This window comes from Mycolicibacterium stellerae, assembly GCF_003719305.1.
Classification (GTDB): Bacteria; Actinomycetota; Actinomycetes; order Mycobacteriales; family Mycobacteriaceae; genus Mycobacterium; species Mycobacterium stellerae.
Genome location: NZ_RARC01000001.1, coordinates 531,932 through 548,188, shown reverse-complemented (window position 1 = coordinate 548,188; position 16,257 = coordinate 531,932). Strand labels below are relative to the sequence as shown.

General features: G+C 65.7%; 16 protein-coding genes and 1 pseudogene. 7 read left to right on the top strand and 10 right to left on the bottom strand.

What is annotated here, in order from left to right:
- The first annotated feature begins 585 nt into the window (after window positions 1-585).
- Window positions 586-903: an antibiotic biosynthesis monooxygenase family protein gene (locus D6M19_RS02650; protein WP_123023566.1), complete on the top strand. Its 318-nt coding sequence runs from the start codon at window positions 586-588 to the stop codon at window positions 901-903.
- A gap of 579 nt (window positions 904-1,482) precedes the next feature.
- On the opposite strand, the gene D6M19_RS02645 is transcribed toward D6M19_RS02650, so the two are convergent.
- The 6 genes from D6M19_RS02645 to D6M19_RS02620 are packed head-to-tail and all read right to left on the bottom strand — an operon-like array spanning window position 1,483 to window position 6,430.
- A complete protein-coding gene (locus D6M19_RS02645; RefSeq protein WP_123023565.1) occupies window positions 1,483-2,553 on the bottom strand; it encodes an aldo/keto reductase in 1,071 nt (356 codons plus the stop codon).
- A gap of 4 nt (window positions 2,554-2,557) precedes the next feature.
- A complete protein-coding gene (locus D6M19_RS02640) occupies window positions 2,558-3,370 on the bottom strand; it encodes a Rieske 2Fe-2S domain-containing protein (protein ID WP_164478302.1) in 813 nt (270 codons plus the stop codon).
- Entirely contained in the window at window positions 3,367-4,104 is a 738-nt protein-coding gene (locus tag D6M19_RS02635) for a TetR/AcrR family transcriptional regulator (RefSeq protein ID WP_123023563.1), read from the bottom strand. Before D6M19_RS02635 ends, D6M19_RS02640 begins: the two co-directional genes overlap by 4 nt.
- A 57-nt stretch (window positions 4,105-4,161) precedes the next feature.
- The gene (locus D6M19_RS02630; RefSeq protein ID WP_164478301.1) at window positions 4,162-4,881 is read right to left on the bottom strand and encodes an SDR family NAD(P)-dependent oxidoreductase; all 720 of its coding nucleotides are present in this window, start codon (window positions 4,879-4,881) and stop codon (window positions 4,162-4,164) included.
- Window positions 4,878-5,588, bottom strand: a complete 711-nt coding sequence (locus tag D6M19_RS02625) for an SDR family NAD(P)-dependent oxidoreductase (protein WP_123023561.1) — start codon at window positions 5,586-5,588, stop codon at window positions 4,878-4,880. The genes D6M19_RS02630 and D6M19_RS02625 overlap by 4 nt, the downstream gene beginning before the upstream one ends.
- Window positions 5,588-6,430, bottom strand: a complete 843-nt coding sequence (locus D6M19_RS02620) for a creatininase (protein WP_234834657.1) — start codon at window positions 6,428-6,430, stop codon at window positions 5,588-5,590. The genes D6M19_RS02625 and D6M19_RS02620 overlap by 1 nt, the downstream gene beginning before the upstream one ends.
- A 181-nt stretch (window positions 6,431-6,611) precedes the next feature.
- Between D6M19_RS02620 and D6M19_RS02615 the strand changes: the two genes are divergently transcribed.
- The 5 genes and pseudogenes from D6M19_RS02615 (at window position 6,612) to D6M19_RS02600 (ending at window position 11,002) form a co-directional block, all read left to right on the top strand.
- Entirely contained in the window at window positions 6,612-7,580 is a 969-nt protein-coding gene (locus tag D6M19_RS02615; protein ID WP_164478300.1) for a metallophosphoesterase family protein, read from the top strand.
- A gap of 5 nt (window positions 7,581-7,585) precedes the next feature.
- On the top strand, window positions 7,586-9,184 hold the full coding sequence (locus D6M19_RS02610; RefSeq protein WP_123023559.1) for an APC family permease: 1,599 nt from the start codon (window positions 7,586-7,588) through the stop codon (window positions 9,182-9,184).
- Window positions 9,185-9,192: 8 nt separating this feature from the next.
- A complete protein-coding gene (locus D6M19_RS02605; protein ID WP_164478299.1) occupies window positions 9,193-9,993 on the top strand; it encodes a hypothetical protein in 801 nt (266 codons plus the stop codon).
- Window positions 9,993-10,118 (top strand): annotated as a pseudogene (locus tag D6M19_RS35065) (hypothetical protein); the annotation flags it as partial. The gene D6M19_RS02605 and the pseudogene D6M19_RS35065, both read left to right, overlap by 1 nt.
- Before the next feature lie 38 nt (window positions 10,119-10,156).
- A complete protein-coding gene (locus D6M19_RS02600) occupies window positions 10,157-11,002 on the top strand; it encodes an aldo/keto reductase (protein ID WP_327389773.1) in 846 nt (281 codons plus the stop codon).
- A 9-nt stretch (window positions 11,003-11,011) separates the two neighbouring features.
- On the opposite strand, the gene D6M19_RS02595 is transcribed toward D6M19_RS02600, so the two are convergent.
- Window positions 11,012-11,977: a D-2-hydroxyacid dehydrogenase gene (locus D6M19_RS02595; protein ID WP_164478298.1), complete on the bottom strand. Its 966-nt coding sequence runs from the start codon at window positions 11,975-11,977 to the stop codon at window positions 11,012-11,014.
- Between the two features lie 84 nt (window positions 11,978-12,061).
- On the opposite strand from D6M19_RS02595, the gene D6M19_RS02590 reads away from it, so the two are divergent.
- The gene (locus tag D6M19_RS02590; RefSeq protein ID WP_123023556.1) at window positions 12,062-12,829 is read left to right on the top strand and encodes a class II aldolase/adducin family protein; all 768 of its coding nucleotides are present in this window, start codon (window positions 12,062-12,064) and stop codon (window positions 12,827-12,829) included.
- Window positions 12,830-12,876: 47 nt separating this feature from the next.
- Here the strand turns inward: D6M19_RS02590 and speB are convergent, their stop codons facing one another.
- From speB to D6M19_RS02575, 3 genes are read right to left on the bottom strand one after another with little or no spacing between them, the layout of a single operon-like run.
- On the bottom strand, window positions 12,877-13,968 hold the full coding sequence (gene speB, locus D6M19_RS02585; RefSeq protein ID WP_123023555.1) for an agmatinase: 1,092 nt from the start codon (window positions 13,966-13,968) through the stop codon (window positions 12,877-12,879).
- Between the two features lie 27 nt (window positions 13,969-13,995).
- Window positions 13,996-14,655, bottom strand: a complete 660-nt coding sequence (locus tag D6M19_RS02580; RefSeq protein WP_234834656.1) for a TetR/AcrR family transcriptional regulator — start codon at window positions 14,653-14,655, stop codon at window positions 13,996-13,998.
- An 11-nt stretch (window positions 14,656-14,666) separates the two neighbouring features.
- Window positions 14,667-16,220: an ABC transporter substrate-binding protein gene (locus D6M19_RS02575; RefSeq protein ID WP_234834655.1), complete on the bottom strand. Its 1,554-nt coding sequence runs from the start codon at window positions 16,218-16,220 to the stop codon at window positions 14,667-14,669.
- Between the last annotated feature and the right edge of the window lie 37 nt (window positions 16,221-16,257).

Here is a 16,257-nt window from a genome sequence, read left to right as displayed (position 1 = left end):
TCGATCCTAGGTTGTGGGTGTCACATGCAACCTTATCGGCGAGTGACGGGCTGAACGCGCGCACTTGCTCAGCATCTAGGTCATGCCAGATGGGAAAGGGCGAATGTTCGCTTTCGTTGAAGGTTGATCCTTCGAATTGAGCCGGACGATGGGGCCAATATGAACGGTTACCGCATCCGAGCTTTACGCCCGACAGGGCCGTGACTGGCTATAGCAGCGCCGGCCGAGACTGAGTGGGTTTTGTCAACCTTTCCGCCCCAGACGATCGTCATGAATTTTGGCCCCGCGTAGCGGCGCTCCAGGTGTGTCACAGGCCCGCAGGGCCGTGGGCTTCCGGGTACGCGCGGTTAGCCTTGTTTCGAGGCGTGCCAACGCATGCGACGCAAAACGAGCGCCACCGATACACTCGGGATGTCGAAAAGGACCTGGAGCGGCACTGGTAAGCCCGCTCTCTTCTGTGAGGAAGCTCCGTACCGCTGCGGCGGACCCGCGACAAGCAACTGGTGTGTGTGCATCGGCGGCTTGGCGCGCGAAGCTTGGCTCGTCCAGCCCTCGGTCGGATACACCCTTATCGAAAGGGCATGTATGCCTATCATTCGGACGGCCGCCGGAATCGTCACTCAAATCAACACTTTCACGGTGCCAGATGGCGGCCAGCAAGCGCTGATTGACTTGCTCAGTGAAGCGGCGCAATTTGCGAGCGCGACACCTGGGTGGGTCTCGGCAAGTTTGCATCGAAGCCACGACGGCAGTCGGGTTGTCAACTATGCGCAAAGCGATGGCATTGACTCGGCATTGTTGGTGATCAAGCATTTGCGCGATGCCGGGTTCCTCGATCGCAACTCATCACTCGGTGAGGCGCACCCCGGTCTCTACGATGTGGTGTTCACACTCGAACGCTAATCCGCCGGCGCCTGCGTCCCGGGGACCGATGATTTCTCTCTGATAAAGCGTCTTACGCAGGTTTGCGGCTCCGAGGGCGTCCGGTCTTGCTGATGCGTAGTCGGTAGGGCTGGGTGCCGTTTTCGATGGTGTGTGCGTTGACGGTCGACTGCGACGCGCAACCCTACGAATTTAGGCGTTAGCCAACAGGATTAACCCTGCCAACTCACAGCCAATCAACAGTTTCAAGATGCGGGCGACGATCGACAGGCTTTTATCCATCCCTAACGTGCAAGAGCCGTTGAGACTGGACACTCTCGAACCGCGGCGCGATGATCCGACACGCCGAGCGGCGCGCTGTAGTTGCCGGACCGGACCGTGTGCCGCATGTGAGCAACGCAGAGCGGGTCGGCGTGCATCGGGATTCGGGGCAGACGATGGTCAGCCGAAAGTCCGATCGGCCGGGCGTAGACACGTGTGGTGATCTCCCCGCCGAACGGTCCGCCGGAGTGACAACTCACTCACCGAAGCCCCAGATCGCCGGTTCGATCCCGACCCTGGCCACCGAGCTTCACTGCAGTTCAGTGCCGTGCGAAATAATCAGAGGTCTGACGATTCACGCCAGAGGTCGATCCCTGCCTCCGTGGCGTACTCGTCGATCGACCTCAGCTCGTCATCGGAGAAGTCCAGGTTGTCGAGGGCACCCAGGTTCTCGTCGAGCTGAGCGACGCTCGACGCGCCGATGAGTGTCGATGCGACGACCGGGTCGCGCAGCACCCAGGCCAGTGCCATCTGTGCGAGCGATTGCCCACGCGCCGCAGCGATGGTCTTGAGCCCGCGAATCTTCGCGAGAACCTCGTCTGTGACCGCGTCATCGGCAAAGGTGGGGCGAGAGGTGGCCCGGTCGATGTCGGCGGCGTCTTCGGTCGCGTACCGGTCGGTGAGCAGGCCCTGCGCGAGCGCCGTGAACGAGATCGCGCCCATGCCGGCCGAGCGAAGCTGCTCGGTGAGGCCCGATTCGATCCATCGATTCAGCAGGCTGTACGACGGCTGGTGGATGACGAGTGGGATGCCGGCGCGATCAGCGATCTCCTTCGCTTCGGCGGTGTGTTCGGCGGAGTAGGACGAGATGCCGACGTAGCGGGCGTGGCCCAGCTGAACCGCGGTGGCCAGTGCGCCGATGGTCTCCTCGAGGGGCGTTGCGGGGTCGAACCGGTGCGAATAGAAGATGTCGACGTAGTCGATCGAGAGCCGGCGCAGGGAGTCCTCGAGGCTCGAGAGCAGGTAGCCGCGGGAGCCCAGTTGACCGTTCGGGCCCGGCCACATGTCCCACCCGGCCTTGCTCGAGATGGTCAGCTCATGCCGATAAGGCCTGAAGTCGCTTCGCATCATCCTGCCGAAGTTCTCTTCGGCAGAGCCGTACGGCGGTCCGTAGTTGTTGGCGAGGTCGAAGTGCGTGATGCCGTGGTCGAACGCGTGCCGCAGCACCTCGCGCTGAATGTCGAAGGGGCGGTTGTCGCCGAAGTTGTACCAGAGCCCCAGCGAGATCGCGGGCAGGATCAGCCCCGAATTGCCGACCCGGCGGTAGACCATGGAGTCGTAGCGATCCTGCGAAGCGCTCCATGGATCCAAGGTGTGGGGCACGCCTTTGTAGTCGAAATCTATCGTCATTTTTTCACCCTAGGCGCGTGCGATCGGCAGTCGACAAGTCCGCAGGTCGGCGAGGACCCGTGGACAAGTTCTCGTGCGGGATCTGCATCTCGGCGGCCAGCGTTGCGGCCGGATCGAACGCGGCGAAGCCAGCCGTAGTTCCAGAGACGAGGAAGATCCGGCACCCAGTTGGGCCCGTCGGGCAAATCGCCTGCATCACGACCTGCTTGCCGCCGGCCCCGTGATCGAACAGCACCGTGGTGATGCCCGGCATTACGAAGCGGTATTCGAACTTCGAAACTTGTTGCGCCACCGCGCCCCTCGTCCCGCAACCAATGAGACGGGAGCCCGCGACATCAAGGAAGCTCTCCATCGCGGCGAGAATCCCGGCCTCGACGTCGACCGGTTCGCCTGCTACGTAGGTCATTCCGAGTGGCTCGAGTTCAGGTAGGTCGGGCGGGTCGGTCAGGGCATCGCCGATGCACGTCCACACAAGGCCGTAGCGCTCCACGGCGGGAAAGGAGCCGATGACGGCTGTTTTCGGGATGGGGGCGGAGGAACCGTTGGACGGGATGAAGACACACTGCCCGTCGGCGCCGCGCCACCTCCACCCGTGGTACGGGCACTCGATTGCGTCGTCGACGACCGCGCCACGGTGGAGCGTCCCGCCGCGGTGCTGGCACCGGTCGGGCAGAACCCGCGGTTGCCCGTCGGCAGTGCTGAACGCGACCAGGCGTCGGCCGAGCAACGTCGCCTTCTGAGGACGGTGAAGGTCGACGGCGCGGGCCACCGGGTACCAGCCGCGGCGCAGTGCCGCGATGTGTGTCTCGGAGTTCACCTGCCGGTCGGCGCCGACGCCGACGATGTGGATGGCGCGACATCGTGGTGGGCGGCCGCCGCCGCGATGAGGTTCGGCAACGTCGTCGGGTCCCGCAGCAACCCCCGCACGAGGATCGCCGCGAGCTCGCTGGCGACATGCTCGCGGGAGTAATCCTGGTGCCGGAACGGGCTGTTCCCGCCAGGGGCGTGTGCGGCCGAGTTGCGGTACCGCCGTTGCACGCCCTCTTCGGCGGCGCAGATGTTGAGTGCGACGAACTCGGGATCGCACTCAATGAACTCGCCGCATGCGATGCCGTCACTGATGAGTGTGCCGATGTGCCCGTGTAGGGCCGCGGTGTCGGCCCAGAACTCGGCGAACACGGCGGGCTGCTGCTCGGCCAACACCTCGACTTCGCAGATGTCGACCGACGACGAGCACAGCTCGAGCATGTCGAGGCGCAGCAGCCGTAATAGCCGCACCGCGGGTGAACCAGTCTCGGCGACAACCTGTTCGGCGAAGTCGAGCGAGACGCGGTTCAACGCGAGCAGCCCAAGCAGGATGTCCTCCTTCTGGCGGAACCAGTAGTACAGCGACGACTGGCCCAGTCCACACTCGCGCGCGATCTCGGTCATGGTCGTGTTGAGGTACCCGCGCTCGCGGAACAGCCTGGCGGCGACGACCATGATGTGGCCGCGGCGACCGTCGTCGTCGGTCGTTGGCCCGGCCCGGGTTTGTTCAGTGTCGTGCGCCATTGCGATTCCGTCCCTCCCGCGACCCCCGGTGCCCGGCGTGCTTCCCGCGCGATCGTCTCACGACATCAGCATCCCGCCGTTGATCTGCACGCACTCTCCAGTGAACGATTTGGCACCAGCGAGGAATACGACCACGTCGGCTACCTCGGCGGGCTGTACCAGCCGTCCGGTCGGCATGCCTGCGGTGTAGTGGCGATGCAGCTCCTCGAGTCCCACGCCGTGGAACTCGGCGTCGCGGAGAAGCTGCTCGGTTTCGGTGGGCCCCGGTGCGATCGCGTTCACCCGGATCATCGGGGCGAGTTCGCGCGCCAGCGACCGCGTCATTCCGAGCAGCCCCGCCTTGCTCGCCGCGTAGGCGCTGAAGCCGGCCTCGCCCCGCAGCGCCGAGATGCTACTGAGGTTGACGACCTGACCGGCGGTCTCCCGCAGCGGTGCGGCCGCCGCCTGAGTCAGCCAAAGGGGCGCGGTCAGGTTGACCTCGATGTCGCGCCACCACAACGACATCGTGTCCACAGTCGGTTCGACGACCGTCATCGTCGCGGCGTTGTTGACTAGCAGGTCCAGCCGTCCGAACCGCGCGAGCACCGCGTCCACGACCGACCGGCAGTTGTCCCGCCCGCACAGGTCGGCCGAGATCGTCAGCTCGGCGTCGGCAATCTCGCCGGCCTCAGCCAGATCGGTCGCGGCGACCGTCCAACCCGCCGTGGCGAGCGCGCGAACGATCTCGCGCCCGATGCCCCCGGCCGCACCGGTCACCAGGGCGACTTTCGCGGTCACTGGATCACCACCCCGCCGTTGGGCGAGATAACCTGGCCGGTCAGCCAGGTCCACTCGGCGACGTCGACGATCGCGCGGGCCAGCTCCTCTGGGGTGCCGAACCGTTGCAGGGGAATGCTTTGCCGGTAGTCCTCGCCGCGCCACCGCGGCGTGAGCATCTCGGTGTCGGTCGGGCCCGGGCAGATGATGTTGACCCGAACCTGGTCAGGGCCGTACTCGCGGGCGATCGAGCGAACCAGGCCGAGCATCGCCGACTTCGCGGTCACATACGGCACGTGGTTCTCGTCGCCGAGCAGCGCCAGTTCCGACGAGATACCCACGATCGAGCCGCTGCGACGAGCCCGCATCCGCGGCCCGACCGCGGCGATCACGTTCACGCAGCCGCCGAGGATGACCCCGAGGCTGCTGTGCCACAACTCCGGCGTCACCTCCTCGAGTGGTAGGTCGACATCGAAGCCCGCGCATGCCACCGCGACCTCGATGGGACCGAGGTCGGACTCGACGGCGGCGGCCAGTTCGTCGACCGCGGCGATGTCGGAGACGTCGGCTTCATACGCGATCCCACCGATGTCGCTGGCCACCTGCTTGGCCTCGGTTTCGCGACCGAGGTGATCGATGGCGACTTGGTAGCCGCGCGCCGCGAGCGCGTAAGCGGTGGCACGGCCGATGCCGCTTGCGCCCCCGGTTACCAGGGCCGCGCCGGCCATTAGCGCGCCTCGTCGGTGGTGAGCAGCATCTCCAAAGGCGGAGTGTGGTCAGCCATTTCGAACTCGGTGTCCAGGATCTCGATGATGTGCTCGACGATCCGGTCGGTCAGCAGTTTGCCCTTGGACACACTGGCCTGCGTCGCCGACGCCAGCACGCCCGTGGGGGTCGACATCCTGGGGTCTATCGGCAGCACGTCCCAAGGCACGTTGCGGGCGGGGGCGTCGTCGACGATGCGGTCCATCCGGACCGTGGCGGGGCGGAGGTATTCGAACAGCGACGTCTCGATGACCGCGGCGTGCTCGAGGGCGAGGCCGGGGAAGCCGTCGGGGAACAGCACGTCGAGATCGGCGGGCTTGAAGTCGGGCATGCCGTTCTCGACGACGACGATCTTCACATCGGGGAAGCGCCCCGACACCAGGTAGGCCGGTTCGTACACGAAGTTCGCGTTCTCGAAGTGCCAGCTGTACAGCACGATCCGGCGGAATCCGGTGCGAATCAATTCCTCGAGTAAGTCCTCGATCATCGCGATGAACGTCGTCGCCCGGAGCGAGAGGGTGCCGGGAAACTGTTGACCGCCGCCGCTGGCCGGGCGCGAGCGGTAACCGAGCCGCAGCGGCGGCCCGACGATGAAGGGGCGCTGCGCCGCGGCCAGGCGCAGCAGTGCCTGAGGGACGACCCAGTCGGCGCTCACGGGCAGGTGCGGACCGTGCTGTTCGGTTGCACCGATGGCGATCACGATCGGGACGTCCGCGGCGGCGGCCGCGGCGATCTCGGGCCAGGTCATCCACTCGTATTCGACCGTGCCGGCGCCGACCACCGGGTTCATCAGGTCCTCACTCACAGCTGCCTCCGCCTTGTTTGTCAGCCAAATCGATACTGCATCGATTTGCAATCACTCCGCTCCGTAAATTGATACTACTCACAGCTCAATTCCGTCCAATTCGATACGTTATCGACACGGGTATTTATTCAGCTGGAAACAACCGGCCCATACGTTCGGTCGTGTTCGACGATCCGACCTGTTGCCTCTGGAGGCGCCCAACGTGCGCATGTACTTCTGCACCGATATCCACGGGAGCGAGCGATGCTGGAAGAAGTTCCTCGCCACCCCTAAGCACTACGAGTGCGACACGATCGTGATCGGCGGCGACATCACCGGGAAGTTCATCGTCCCGGTGATCGAGACCAAGCGCGGCAAGTACAAGGCCCGCTTTGCCGGTATCGAGCGCAAGGTCAGCTCGGGTCCGCAGCTCGACAACCTGCTCACGATGATCGGTGACGCCGGTGAGTACGCGTGGCTGACCACCCCCGACGAGTTCGAGTCCTATTCAGCTGATCAAGACAAGATCGACGACCTCTTCCGTTCGTTGATCCTCAAGCGTGTCGAGCGCTGGATCGACATGGCCGAGGACCGGCTGGGCGGAACCGGTGTGCGGGTGCTGATCAGCGGTGCCAACGACGACTACTTCGACGTCGATGACATGCTCAGCCGCTCGAGCGTGATCGAGGACCCGAACGGGACGGTCATCGATCTTGACGGCGGCTTCCAGATGATGGGCATGGGCTACGGCAACATCACGCCGTGGGCGTGTCCGCGCGACGTGTCCGAGGAGGACCTCGGCCGACGGATCGACGAGGTGATGACCCGGGTCGCCGACCCCGGCAAGACGATCATGAGCCTGCACGTCCCGCCATACGCTTCGGGGCTGGATTACGCGCCCAAGCTCGACGAAGACCTGCGCGCGGTGGTCACTTCCGGTGGCCCCCAGATGGTGCCGGTCGGCAGCACCGCCACCCGCGATGCCATCGCGACGTATGAGCCGATGCTCGGCCTGCACGGGCACATCCACGAATCCCGGGGAGTCCGTGAGTTGGGCGGCGTGACGATCGGCAACCCCGGCAGTGAATACAGCGAGGGGATCCTGGGCGGCCTGCTCATCGATCTCGACGAACGACACGGCCTTGTCAACACGAGCCTGGTAAGGGGCTGATAGCCATGAGTGCTGCACCGACCGTCAACACTGGAGTCCCGACCACGGCCGGGGTCTTCACCCGCGCCAGTTCGGGTCTGGTCCGCCAAGTGCGCACCGACGACGTGATGTTCTACGGGTGGCAACAGATCGCCCTTGGATACATCATCTTCATCGTCGCCGCCTGGCAGTTCTACCCCGGCGCGTCGATGGAACTGGCCACCCTGATCGCGACCGTGGCAGGCCTGTTCATCGCCGGCTGCTACGGCCTGCTGAGCATGGTCTACCCGCGTTCCGGCGGCGACTACGTGTTCATGTCGAGGATCCTGCATCCGGCCGCAGGCATCGTGTTGAGCATGTCGCTGATCTTCTGGCAGCTCTTCTACACCGGGGTCAACGGGGCGTTCCTTGCCAAATTCGGCATCGCTCCCATGCTCAGCTCACTGGGCGTTCAGGAACACAACGCGACCCTGATCGACGCAGGCAACTGGTTCGCAGGCAAGTGGGGCCTTTTCCTCGGTGGCGTTTTGGTGATCAGCTTCTTCTCGTTCGTGCAGTACCGCGGCGCCGGGGTGTACTTCAAGGTGCAGAGGTGGGCCAGCTATGTCACGGCGGCCAGCCTGCTCGTCACGTTCATCACCCTCGCGCTGGCGGCGACCGGCGTGCTCGACTTCCACCACAATTTCGACGCGGCCGCGGGAGCAGGCGCTTATGACAACGTCATCGCGGCGGCGGGCGACACCAGCCAACCCTTCAGCCTGTCGCAGACGGCGTTCTTCGCGGCGTGGCCCGCCTTCTCGCTCTGGTTCGCCGTTCTGTCCGTGAGCTTCGGCGGCGAGGTCAAGGACGGGCAGCGCAGCCAGCTGCGTGGCATGACGCTGGCCATCGTGACGATGGGCGGCGCGATGATGCTGCTGATGTTCCTCTACCGGATGGCGTTCGGCAGCTCGTTCATGCTCGCCTCGACTCAGGTGACGCCGGACCAGTTCCCGCTCGACGCGGCGCCGTACGTCAACCTGTACACCGGCATCGCCGGCGGCAACCCGGTGCTGACGGTGGTCAACAGTCTGTGGGTGCTCTCGCTGCTGTTCTTCGTCGGTGCGAGCTCGTTGATCGTCGCGACCCGCAGCATGCTGGCCTGGTCGCTCGACGGGATGGCCCCGAAGTGGTTCTCATCGGTCTCGGCCAAATTCCACACCCCGACTTGGGCGCTGGCGCTCTCGGCGGCGATCGCCTTCGTCTGGGTCTGCCTGTACGCGTTCACCAGCTCGGTCCTTGTGCTCGGCGGCTTCCTCGGCCAGTGCATCCCGTTCATGGGGGTCTGCGTGGCCGCGATCATTTTCCCGTTCCGGCGCAAGCGGGAATTCGAGTCGTCTCCCATCGCGTATCGGGTGGGGAAGGTCCCGGTCATCTCTGTGATCGGCGTGGTGGCGCTGACCTGCGTGGTGTTCGTCTTCTACCGGCTGCTGATCGACGCCGCCTACGGGGCCAACAACCACCTCTCCGAGGTCATGACGATCGCCGTGGCCGTGTTCGCGCTCACCTGGTATGCGGCTTTCCGGATCTACCGCTCCCGGCAGGGGGCCGACCTCAAGGGTCAGTTCAGCGAGATCCCGGTCGAGTGATGGACGGGATGCACGCCGCGCCTCAGGCTCAGTCCGCCGCTGCGGCGACGACACGGCACGAACGGATACCCGGCGAGGCCACCCGCCTCGTCGGGTCCGCCGCCGAGCAGTCGCTGGTACTGCGGATCACCGGGTCGGTGGCCGTGCACCTGCACTGCCGCCAACACAACGGGCTGATGCGTGCGCTCGGGCGGCGCCCGTTCTACGACATCGACTTCTGGGGCCGCGATCGCGACCACCAACGGATCGACGCGTTCTTCCGGGCCGAGGGCTACCTCGCCGATCCGGCGGCGCGCGGGCTGCGCGAGTGGGGGATCAAGCGGCAGATCTTCGCCCACCCCCAGACGGGCATCAAGGTCGACGTCTTCATGGACACCCTGGTGATGGCCCATTCGATTCACTTCGCCGATCGACTCGAGCTGACCGACCCGTGCATCTCGCTGGCCGACCTGGTGATGTCGAAGCTGCAGATTCACGAGATGACCGCCAACGACCTGATCGATCTCACGGTGCTGCTCGCCGAACACCGGATCGGCGCGCAGAATGCCGGGCAGATCGACCTCGACCGCATCCGCGACGTGCTGTGCAACGACTGGGGCTTCTGGTACTCGGCCGACATGAACCTGGTACGGCTGTCTGAGTCGCTGCAGCGGCCCGGCCTTGACCCGGATCTGGCCGCACGGGTGCGTCTTCAGATCGAGACGTTGCGGGCACACCTGGCCGCGGCGCCCAAGTCGCGTCGTTGGAAGATGCGCGCCAAGGTGGGCACCCGCAAGCGATGGTATGAGCCGGTCGAGGAGGTCAGCTGATGGGCCTGCCGGTACGGAGCTTTGGTGCGACGGGCTGGGAGCTGACCACAGTGGGGCTCGGCACCTGGGCGCTCGGCGGCGGGGACTGGGTCTTCGGCTGGGGTCCGCAGGATGACTCCGAGTCGGTCGCCACCATCCACCACGCCGTCGAGGCCGGCATCAACTGGCTCGACACCGCGCTGAGTACGGCCTCGGCCACTCCGAGGAGATCGTCGGACGGGCACTGGCTGGGCTGGCCGAGGCGGCTCGGCCGCTGGTCTTCACCAAGTGCGCGATGGTGTGGGATCCCGACGACCGCCAGGCCGAGGCGAAGGCCGTTGGGGACGCGGCGTCGCTACGGTCCGAGTGTGAGGCGTCGCTGCGGCGGCTCGGCGTGGACTGCATCGACCTGTACCAGGTGCACTGGCCGCCGACCGACGGCACGGCGCTCGAGGATTACTGGACGACGCTGGTTGAACTGCGGGCGAGTGGCAAGGCGCGGGCGATCGGCCTGTCCAACCACACCGTCGACCAACTCGCCAGGGCCGAGACGGTTGGGCACGTGGACTCGGTGCAACCGCCGCTGTCGGCGATCAACCGTGCCGCGGCAGCCGACGTCATCCCGTGGTGTGAGGCCAACGACACCGGTGTGATCGTCTACAGCCCGATCCACTCGGGCCTGCTGTCGGGCACGTTCGACCCGTCCCGGCTGGCGCCCGGTGATTGGCGCCTCGGGGAGGCCGACTTCACCTCCGAGCTGCCCGCCAACCTGAGTGTCGCCGCGGCCGTCGCCGACGTGGCGGCCAGGCACTCGTGCAGCCCGGCCAGCGTCGCCATCGCGTGGACGCTGCTGTGGCCCGGCGTCACCGCAGCCATCGTCGGGGCGCGGCGCCCGGTGCAGATCGACGGCTGGCTGGATGCGGTGAAACTCGAGTTGACCCACGCCGACCTAGATGCGATCGCCGCGGCGATCGTGCGCAGCGGTGCGGGCAGTGGGCCGACGCGTCCGGCGCCCGCGCGGGTCTCGTGACGACGCGCGTCAGTGGGGCACGTAGCCGGCGGCCGGGTCGACAACGTTGTGCAGCGGCTTGTCGCGCAGCCACCGATCGAGGTTGTCGGTGAAGACGGCCATCATGTCGAACTCGAACCCGATGTAGTCACCGGACATGTGTGGCGACACCAGCACGTTCGGCATCGACCACAGTGGCGAGCTGGGCGGTAGCGGTTCGACGTCGAAGACGTCGAGCGCGGCACCTGCGATCGTCCCGGACCGGAGCGCGTCGACGAGATCGGACTCGACGACCGTCGGCCCACGCCCGACATTGACCACGAATCCGCGCGGGCCGAGGGCGTCGAGCACTTCGGATCCGACCAGCGCCGTAGTGGCCGGCGTGAGCGGAACGGCGAGCACCAGGAGGTCGACCTCAGCGGCGACCGCGGCCAGTTCGGTCGAGCAATGGATCCTCCCGAACTCCGGGTCATCGCCCGGCGTGCGGCCGACGAGGGTGACGTGGACGTCGAGGCGGGCGAGCCGATCGGCGACGGCCCGGCCGATCGAGCCCGTACCCACCACCGCGGCGCGGGTGCCCGCCAGCCGCCCCGTCGTGCGGTACTGCCACGTATGGCTTCGTTGCAGCGCCCAGCTGTCACCCAGCCCCTTCACGTGCGCGAGAACGGCGGCGAGCACCCACTCGGCGATCGACGTGTCGAATACACCGCGCGAGTTGGTGAGCGTGACCTGCTCCAGTTCGGGGCAGATGAGCCGGTTCACCCCGACCGACGCTGCATGCACCCAGCGCAGCTCGTCGGTCCGGCGCAGAATCGGAGCGAGGTCGGCGAAGCGGTGATCCCAGATGTACAGCACTAGGGCACCGGCCAGCTCCGCGTCGGTCGGGACCGAGCCGACGGGGACGACCTCGACGTCGCCGGAGATCAGGTGCAGCGGCGGCGGCGAAAGCTCCGGGTCGGGTTCGGCGAGCACCAGGACACGGGGGCGATTCGACACGGGCGCTCCACTCGTTCGGGTCTCAATGAAGGTCTATTTCGATATCATATCGAAAATGTAGTAGCGAGCACATGAGAGGAAATAATGGCGCTCCCCGCTGAATTCCACACCCTCGACCCGGCGGCATACGAGCCGGACATCGCCGATCCCGTCGAACTGCGAGCACACCGCAAGCGCCGACTCGCCCTGGCGTACCGGGTGTTCGGCGCAATGGGCTGGGGCTCGCTGGGCGACGGGCACATCTCGGCCCGCGACCCTGGGCGACCGGACTGCTTTTGGCTGGGGCGCTACGGCGTGCCCTTCCGGTACATGACCACCGACGACCTCGTACTGGTCGGCCCTGACGGCAGCATCGACGGTGGCGGCCACATCAACATGGCGGCCTACTACATCCACGCCCCGCTGCACGAGGGCCGCCCCGACGTCGTCTCCGCGGCCCATTGCCATACGCCGTACGGGACGCCGTTCTCGGCGAGTGTGACCAAACTCGAGCCGATCTCGCAGGAGTCGTGCGCGTTCTTCGGAGATCACGAGATCTTCGACGACGAGGAGGTCAACATCTCCTCGATCGACGGCGGAAAACGCATCGCGGAAGCGATAGGTGTTGCCCGCGCGGTGATCCTGCGCAACCACGGGCTGCTGACCGTCGGCGCCACCATCGACGCGGCGGTCGGCTACTTCCTGTTGATGGAGCGCTGCGCCGAGGTCCAGGTGAAGGCTCGCGACGCGCGCCCCATCGGGTCGGACTGGGCCCGGCGCGTCCACGACCAGTTTGATGAGGTGGCCGCCTGGCAGGCCTTCCAGTGGGCACAGCGCACCCACGTGCCCGACGTCACGGTGGTGGAGCAGTAGACCTGGTCGGCTGTTTGCGACGTCAGGCGCACGCGCGCGGCATGCAGCTAGTGGTGATGGGGCCGTGGCGTGCCCTCGCCGCGTCGGCGGGCTTCGTCTCCCGCGGCGATCAGCCGCAGTTGCTCGCCAACCTCGCGGCCCTCGAGCAGCGGCTGGCGAGGATCCCAGCTAGTGCCTTGCGCTTCGTCCTTACGGCGCCGAGCGATCGCCGAAATCGACTCCAAAACAACACGATTCCCGAGCAGAGCGGTGATGTCCGCGTGGTCATACGGAGGGGAGACCTCGACGACGTCGACTCCGAGGACCGGCAGTTCGTAGCAGATCCGCCGGACCGCATCGAGCAGTTGGCGAGCCGAGAAGCCCCCAGGCTCGGGCGTTCCGGTACCGGGCGCATGGCCAGGATCGCACACGTCGATGTCGACGGATAGGAAGACGCCCTCGCAGTCGGAGGTGGCGATCTGGAAGGCCTCGGTCAGGCAGGTTTCCAGGCCTCGCGCCACAATCTCGGTCATCTCGTACGATCGCAGGCCGTGGGCAGCCATCCATTGCAGGACCGGTTCGTCTGGCCAGTATCCTCGCAACCCCAGTTGAAGGAACCGGTCGCCGCGCAGCGCGCCGGACTCGATCAGCCGTCGCATCGGCGTGCCGTGCCCGACAAGGGAACCCAGGTGGATGTCACCAGTATCGGCGTGGGCGTCGAAATGAATCATCGACACTTTGCCGAAACCGTGCTGGCGCGCCACTCCGGTGTGGTCCGGCCACGCGATGGTGTGGTCGCCGCCGAGGATGATCGGGATGGCGCCCGCGGAGGAGACCTTGAACACGGCCGCCTCGATCAACTCCACTGCCTGCTCGATGTGCCCGTTGTGGAACTCGACATCGCCTGCGTCATACACCCGAAGGTCCTTGAGGCCGTCGACCCGCAATGCCAGGCTGGGTCGCGAACCGTCCTGTGGCAGGTAGCAGGCCTGGCGCAGTGCCGACGGACCGAATCGAGTGCCTGCGCGGTAGTTCGTCCCGCCGTCGAGAGGAGCACCGAGGATGACGATGTCGGCGTCGGCGTACGTCGACACGTCGTCGAGATCGCAACGTGGGACACCGAGGAAGGTGATATCCGGGCCAAATCCGGTGAATGCCATCTAATTTCCACCTTTGTCGATGAGTGATCAGGTGTTGTACAACGCGGTCACTGCCCGGAACGCGTGCCGCAGGGTCGCGCGAATCCGGCGCTTGTCCACCGGTCCCAGCGGCCGGTAGAGGTTGTCGATCTCCAGCCCCGCCATTACCGCCATCACGGTGCGGGAATCCAGCTCGGGTTGGTGCGAGCCAAGATCGCGGAACAACCGGCTGAGTGCCGGCACCATCGCCGCGTACCACGCTTCGAACATGGGCCTAAGCCGTTCGTCACGGCTGGCTTCGGTCACCAGTTCGTAGCGGGTGACGATTGCACCCTTCGGCGACGTGAAACCGTCGATGATCATGTCCGCCACGAGATCTGCGAGCTTCTCTGCCGGCATCGTGGGTTGCAGCCGGTCAGCAGTGCGGACAACACGTTCGATCTCGCGGTCGGACAGCTGTTGAAAGGCCTGGGCGATCAGATCCGACTTGTCGTTGAAGTAGTAGCTCAGAGCACCCAAAGGTATGTGCGCCTCGCTGGCCACGACTCGCATCGAAAGCCCGGCCAGTCCGACCCGCGCCATTACCGCGATCGCGGCGTCGATGATCTCGATGCGACGTTGAGCGCCCCGGGCAGTGTTGCCGGTACTTCGTTGAGTGGCAGCGTGTTTGGCATCCGTTCGGACGTCGGCGTCCTTGTGCGTACCCACGAAGGCGCCGTTCACTCCTGGAACTTGAGAGTCGAGAAGTCCGTGTCCCACATCCAAGCGGGCTGGCTACTCCAGTTGGAGTAACCCTTACGGGCCGCGATGGTGTTGTGCAGGTCTGCGAGGTTCACCCAACAGAGTGAATCACGGTAGGCCTTGGCTGCCTCGACATACAGGGCCTGCGATTTGACGGGGTCGGGCTCGGCGCTGCCCTCGTCGAGGAGCTTGTCGGCGGCCGGCACCGAACAGCCCTGAAGATTAACGGGCGCGTTGGTGTACTGATATATCCGTGACCAGGTGTCGGGGTGTGCGGCGTCGGGGTTGAACGACGCGAGCAGCAGATCTGGTCGCTGTTCGGGGTGCTGGGGGAGGGCGAAGAACTGTGCCGACGGCGAGTCCCGAACGGTCGCGGTCAGTCCCGCTTGTTGGAGAATCACCTGGATCTGGTTGGCGAGGTCCTGCAGGCTGCTGTCGCCCGACGGGTAGCCGATCTCCACGTTGCCGCCCTTTTTGCCGATCGCAGCCAGTTTCGACGGGTCGTGGGCGTGCTGATCGGGGACGGCGCCTTCGGGCATCATCCCGGTGGGGTAGAACTGTGTCGACGGCGAGCCCTGGTTGCCGAAAACGGCTGCGGTCAAGGCTGTTTGGTCGAGGCCGGCGCTCAGGGCTTCCCGCGCTTGGAGCGGACCGAAGACCTGCGATGCCGGGTTCACCATGACAAGCGCCTTCACCAATGCATTCTCCTGGCGCACTTCGGTGTTGGGGCCTGCGCCCAACGCCTCGTAGTCCCCTTTGGACAGACCGTGCAGGATCATGTCGAGCTGGCCTTCGCCGAGTTGGAGGCGCTGAACTGCGGTGGCCGCGATCACCGGCATTTCCACGGTGGTGATCTGGGGTGCTGCCCCCCAGTAGTTCTTGTTGGCGGTCATTGTGTAGTTGCTGGCGGGCACCGCCGCGGTCAGTTCGTACGGGCCGGTTCCTGCGGTATGTGACGCCAGCCATGCGGTCGCGTGGTCGCCGCCGGAGGCGTGCTGGGCGACAGCGGTTGGGCTGGTCATCAGCGGGCCGTACGGCGAGGCCAGATAGTCGAGAAACGGCGCGACGGGCTTGGTGAGGGTGACGACGAAGGTCAGCGGATCCGGGGTTTGCATGTCCTTGACGTCGGCGAGCATGTAGGACGGCCCTGCCGCCATGCCGATGCGGCGCTGGAAGCTCGCCTTGACCGCGGCGGAGTCAAAGGCTGTGCCGTCAGCGAATTTCACGCCGTTGCGCAGTGTGAACGTATAGGTCAGCCCGTCAGGGGAGGCCGTCCATTTCGTCGCCAGTAGGCCCTCGAGCTTCGTCGACCCTGGCGCGTAGCGAAGCAGTCCTTGATACGCCGAAGTCATGATCAACAGGCCTTCGGGTTGGTAGAAGACGTCTGGGTCCAGGGGCGGAGGATCGCTCATGAGAGGAGTGCGCACCGATGACGCCAACGTCGCGCTGTCGGTCGGGCTATTGCTCGTTCCGGAGCAGGCCGTGCTGGCCAGCAGCAGGACGGTCGCGGCCAAGGATGTGACGCCGGACATGATTCGCATGCTCAGAACTCCTGCACTTGACTGCTTT

Excerpts from the sequence above, each read along its gene's own strand:
- D6M19_RS02650 (WP_123023566.1), top strand. The coding sequence starts at position 586 with ATGCCTATCATTCGGACGGCCGCCGGAATCGTCACTCAAATCAACACT.
- D6M19_RS02645 (WP_123023565.1), bottom strand. The coding sequence starts at position 2,553 with ATGACGATAGATTTCGACTACAAAGGCGTGCCCCACACCTTGGATCCA.
- D6M19_RS02635 (WP_123023563.1), bottom strand. The coding sequence starts at position 4,104 with ATGGCGCACGACACTGAACAAACCCGGGCCGGGCCAACGACCGACGAC.
- D6M19_RS02625 (WP_123023561.1), bottom strand. The coding sequence starts at position 5,588 with ATGGCCGGCGCGGCCCTGGTAACCGGGGGCGCAAGCGGCATCGGCCGT.
- D6M19_RS02610 (WP_123023559.1), top strand. The coding sequence starts at position 7,586 with ATGAGTGCTGCACCGACCGTCAACACTGGAGTCCCGACCACGGCCGGG.
- D6M19_RS02605 (WP_164478299.1), top strand. The coding sequence starts at position 9,193 with ATGCACGCCGCGCCTCAGGCTCAGTCCGCCGCTGCGGCGACGACACGG.
- D6M19_RS02590 (WP_123023556.1), top strand. The coding sequence starts at position 12,062 with ATGGCGCTCCCCGCTGAATTCCACACCCTCGACCCGGCGGCATACGAG.
- speB (WP_123023555.1), bottom strand. The coding sequence starts at position 13,968 with ATGGCATTCACCGGATTTGGCCCGGATATCACCTTCCTCGGTGTCCCA.
- D6M19_RS02575 (WP_234834655.1), bottom strand. The coding sequence starts at position 16,220 with ATGTCCGGCGTCACATCCTTGGCCGCGACCGTCCTGCTGCTGGCCAGC.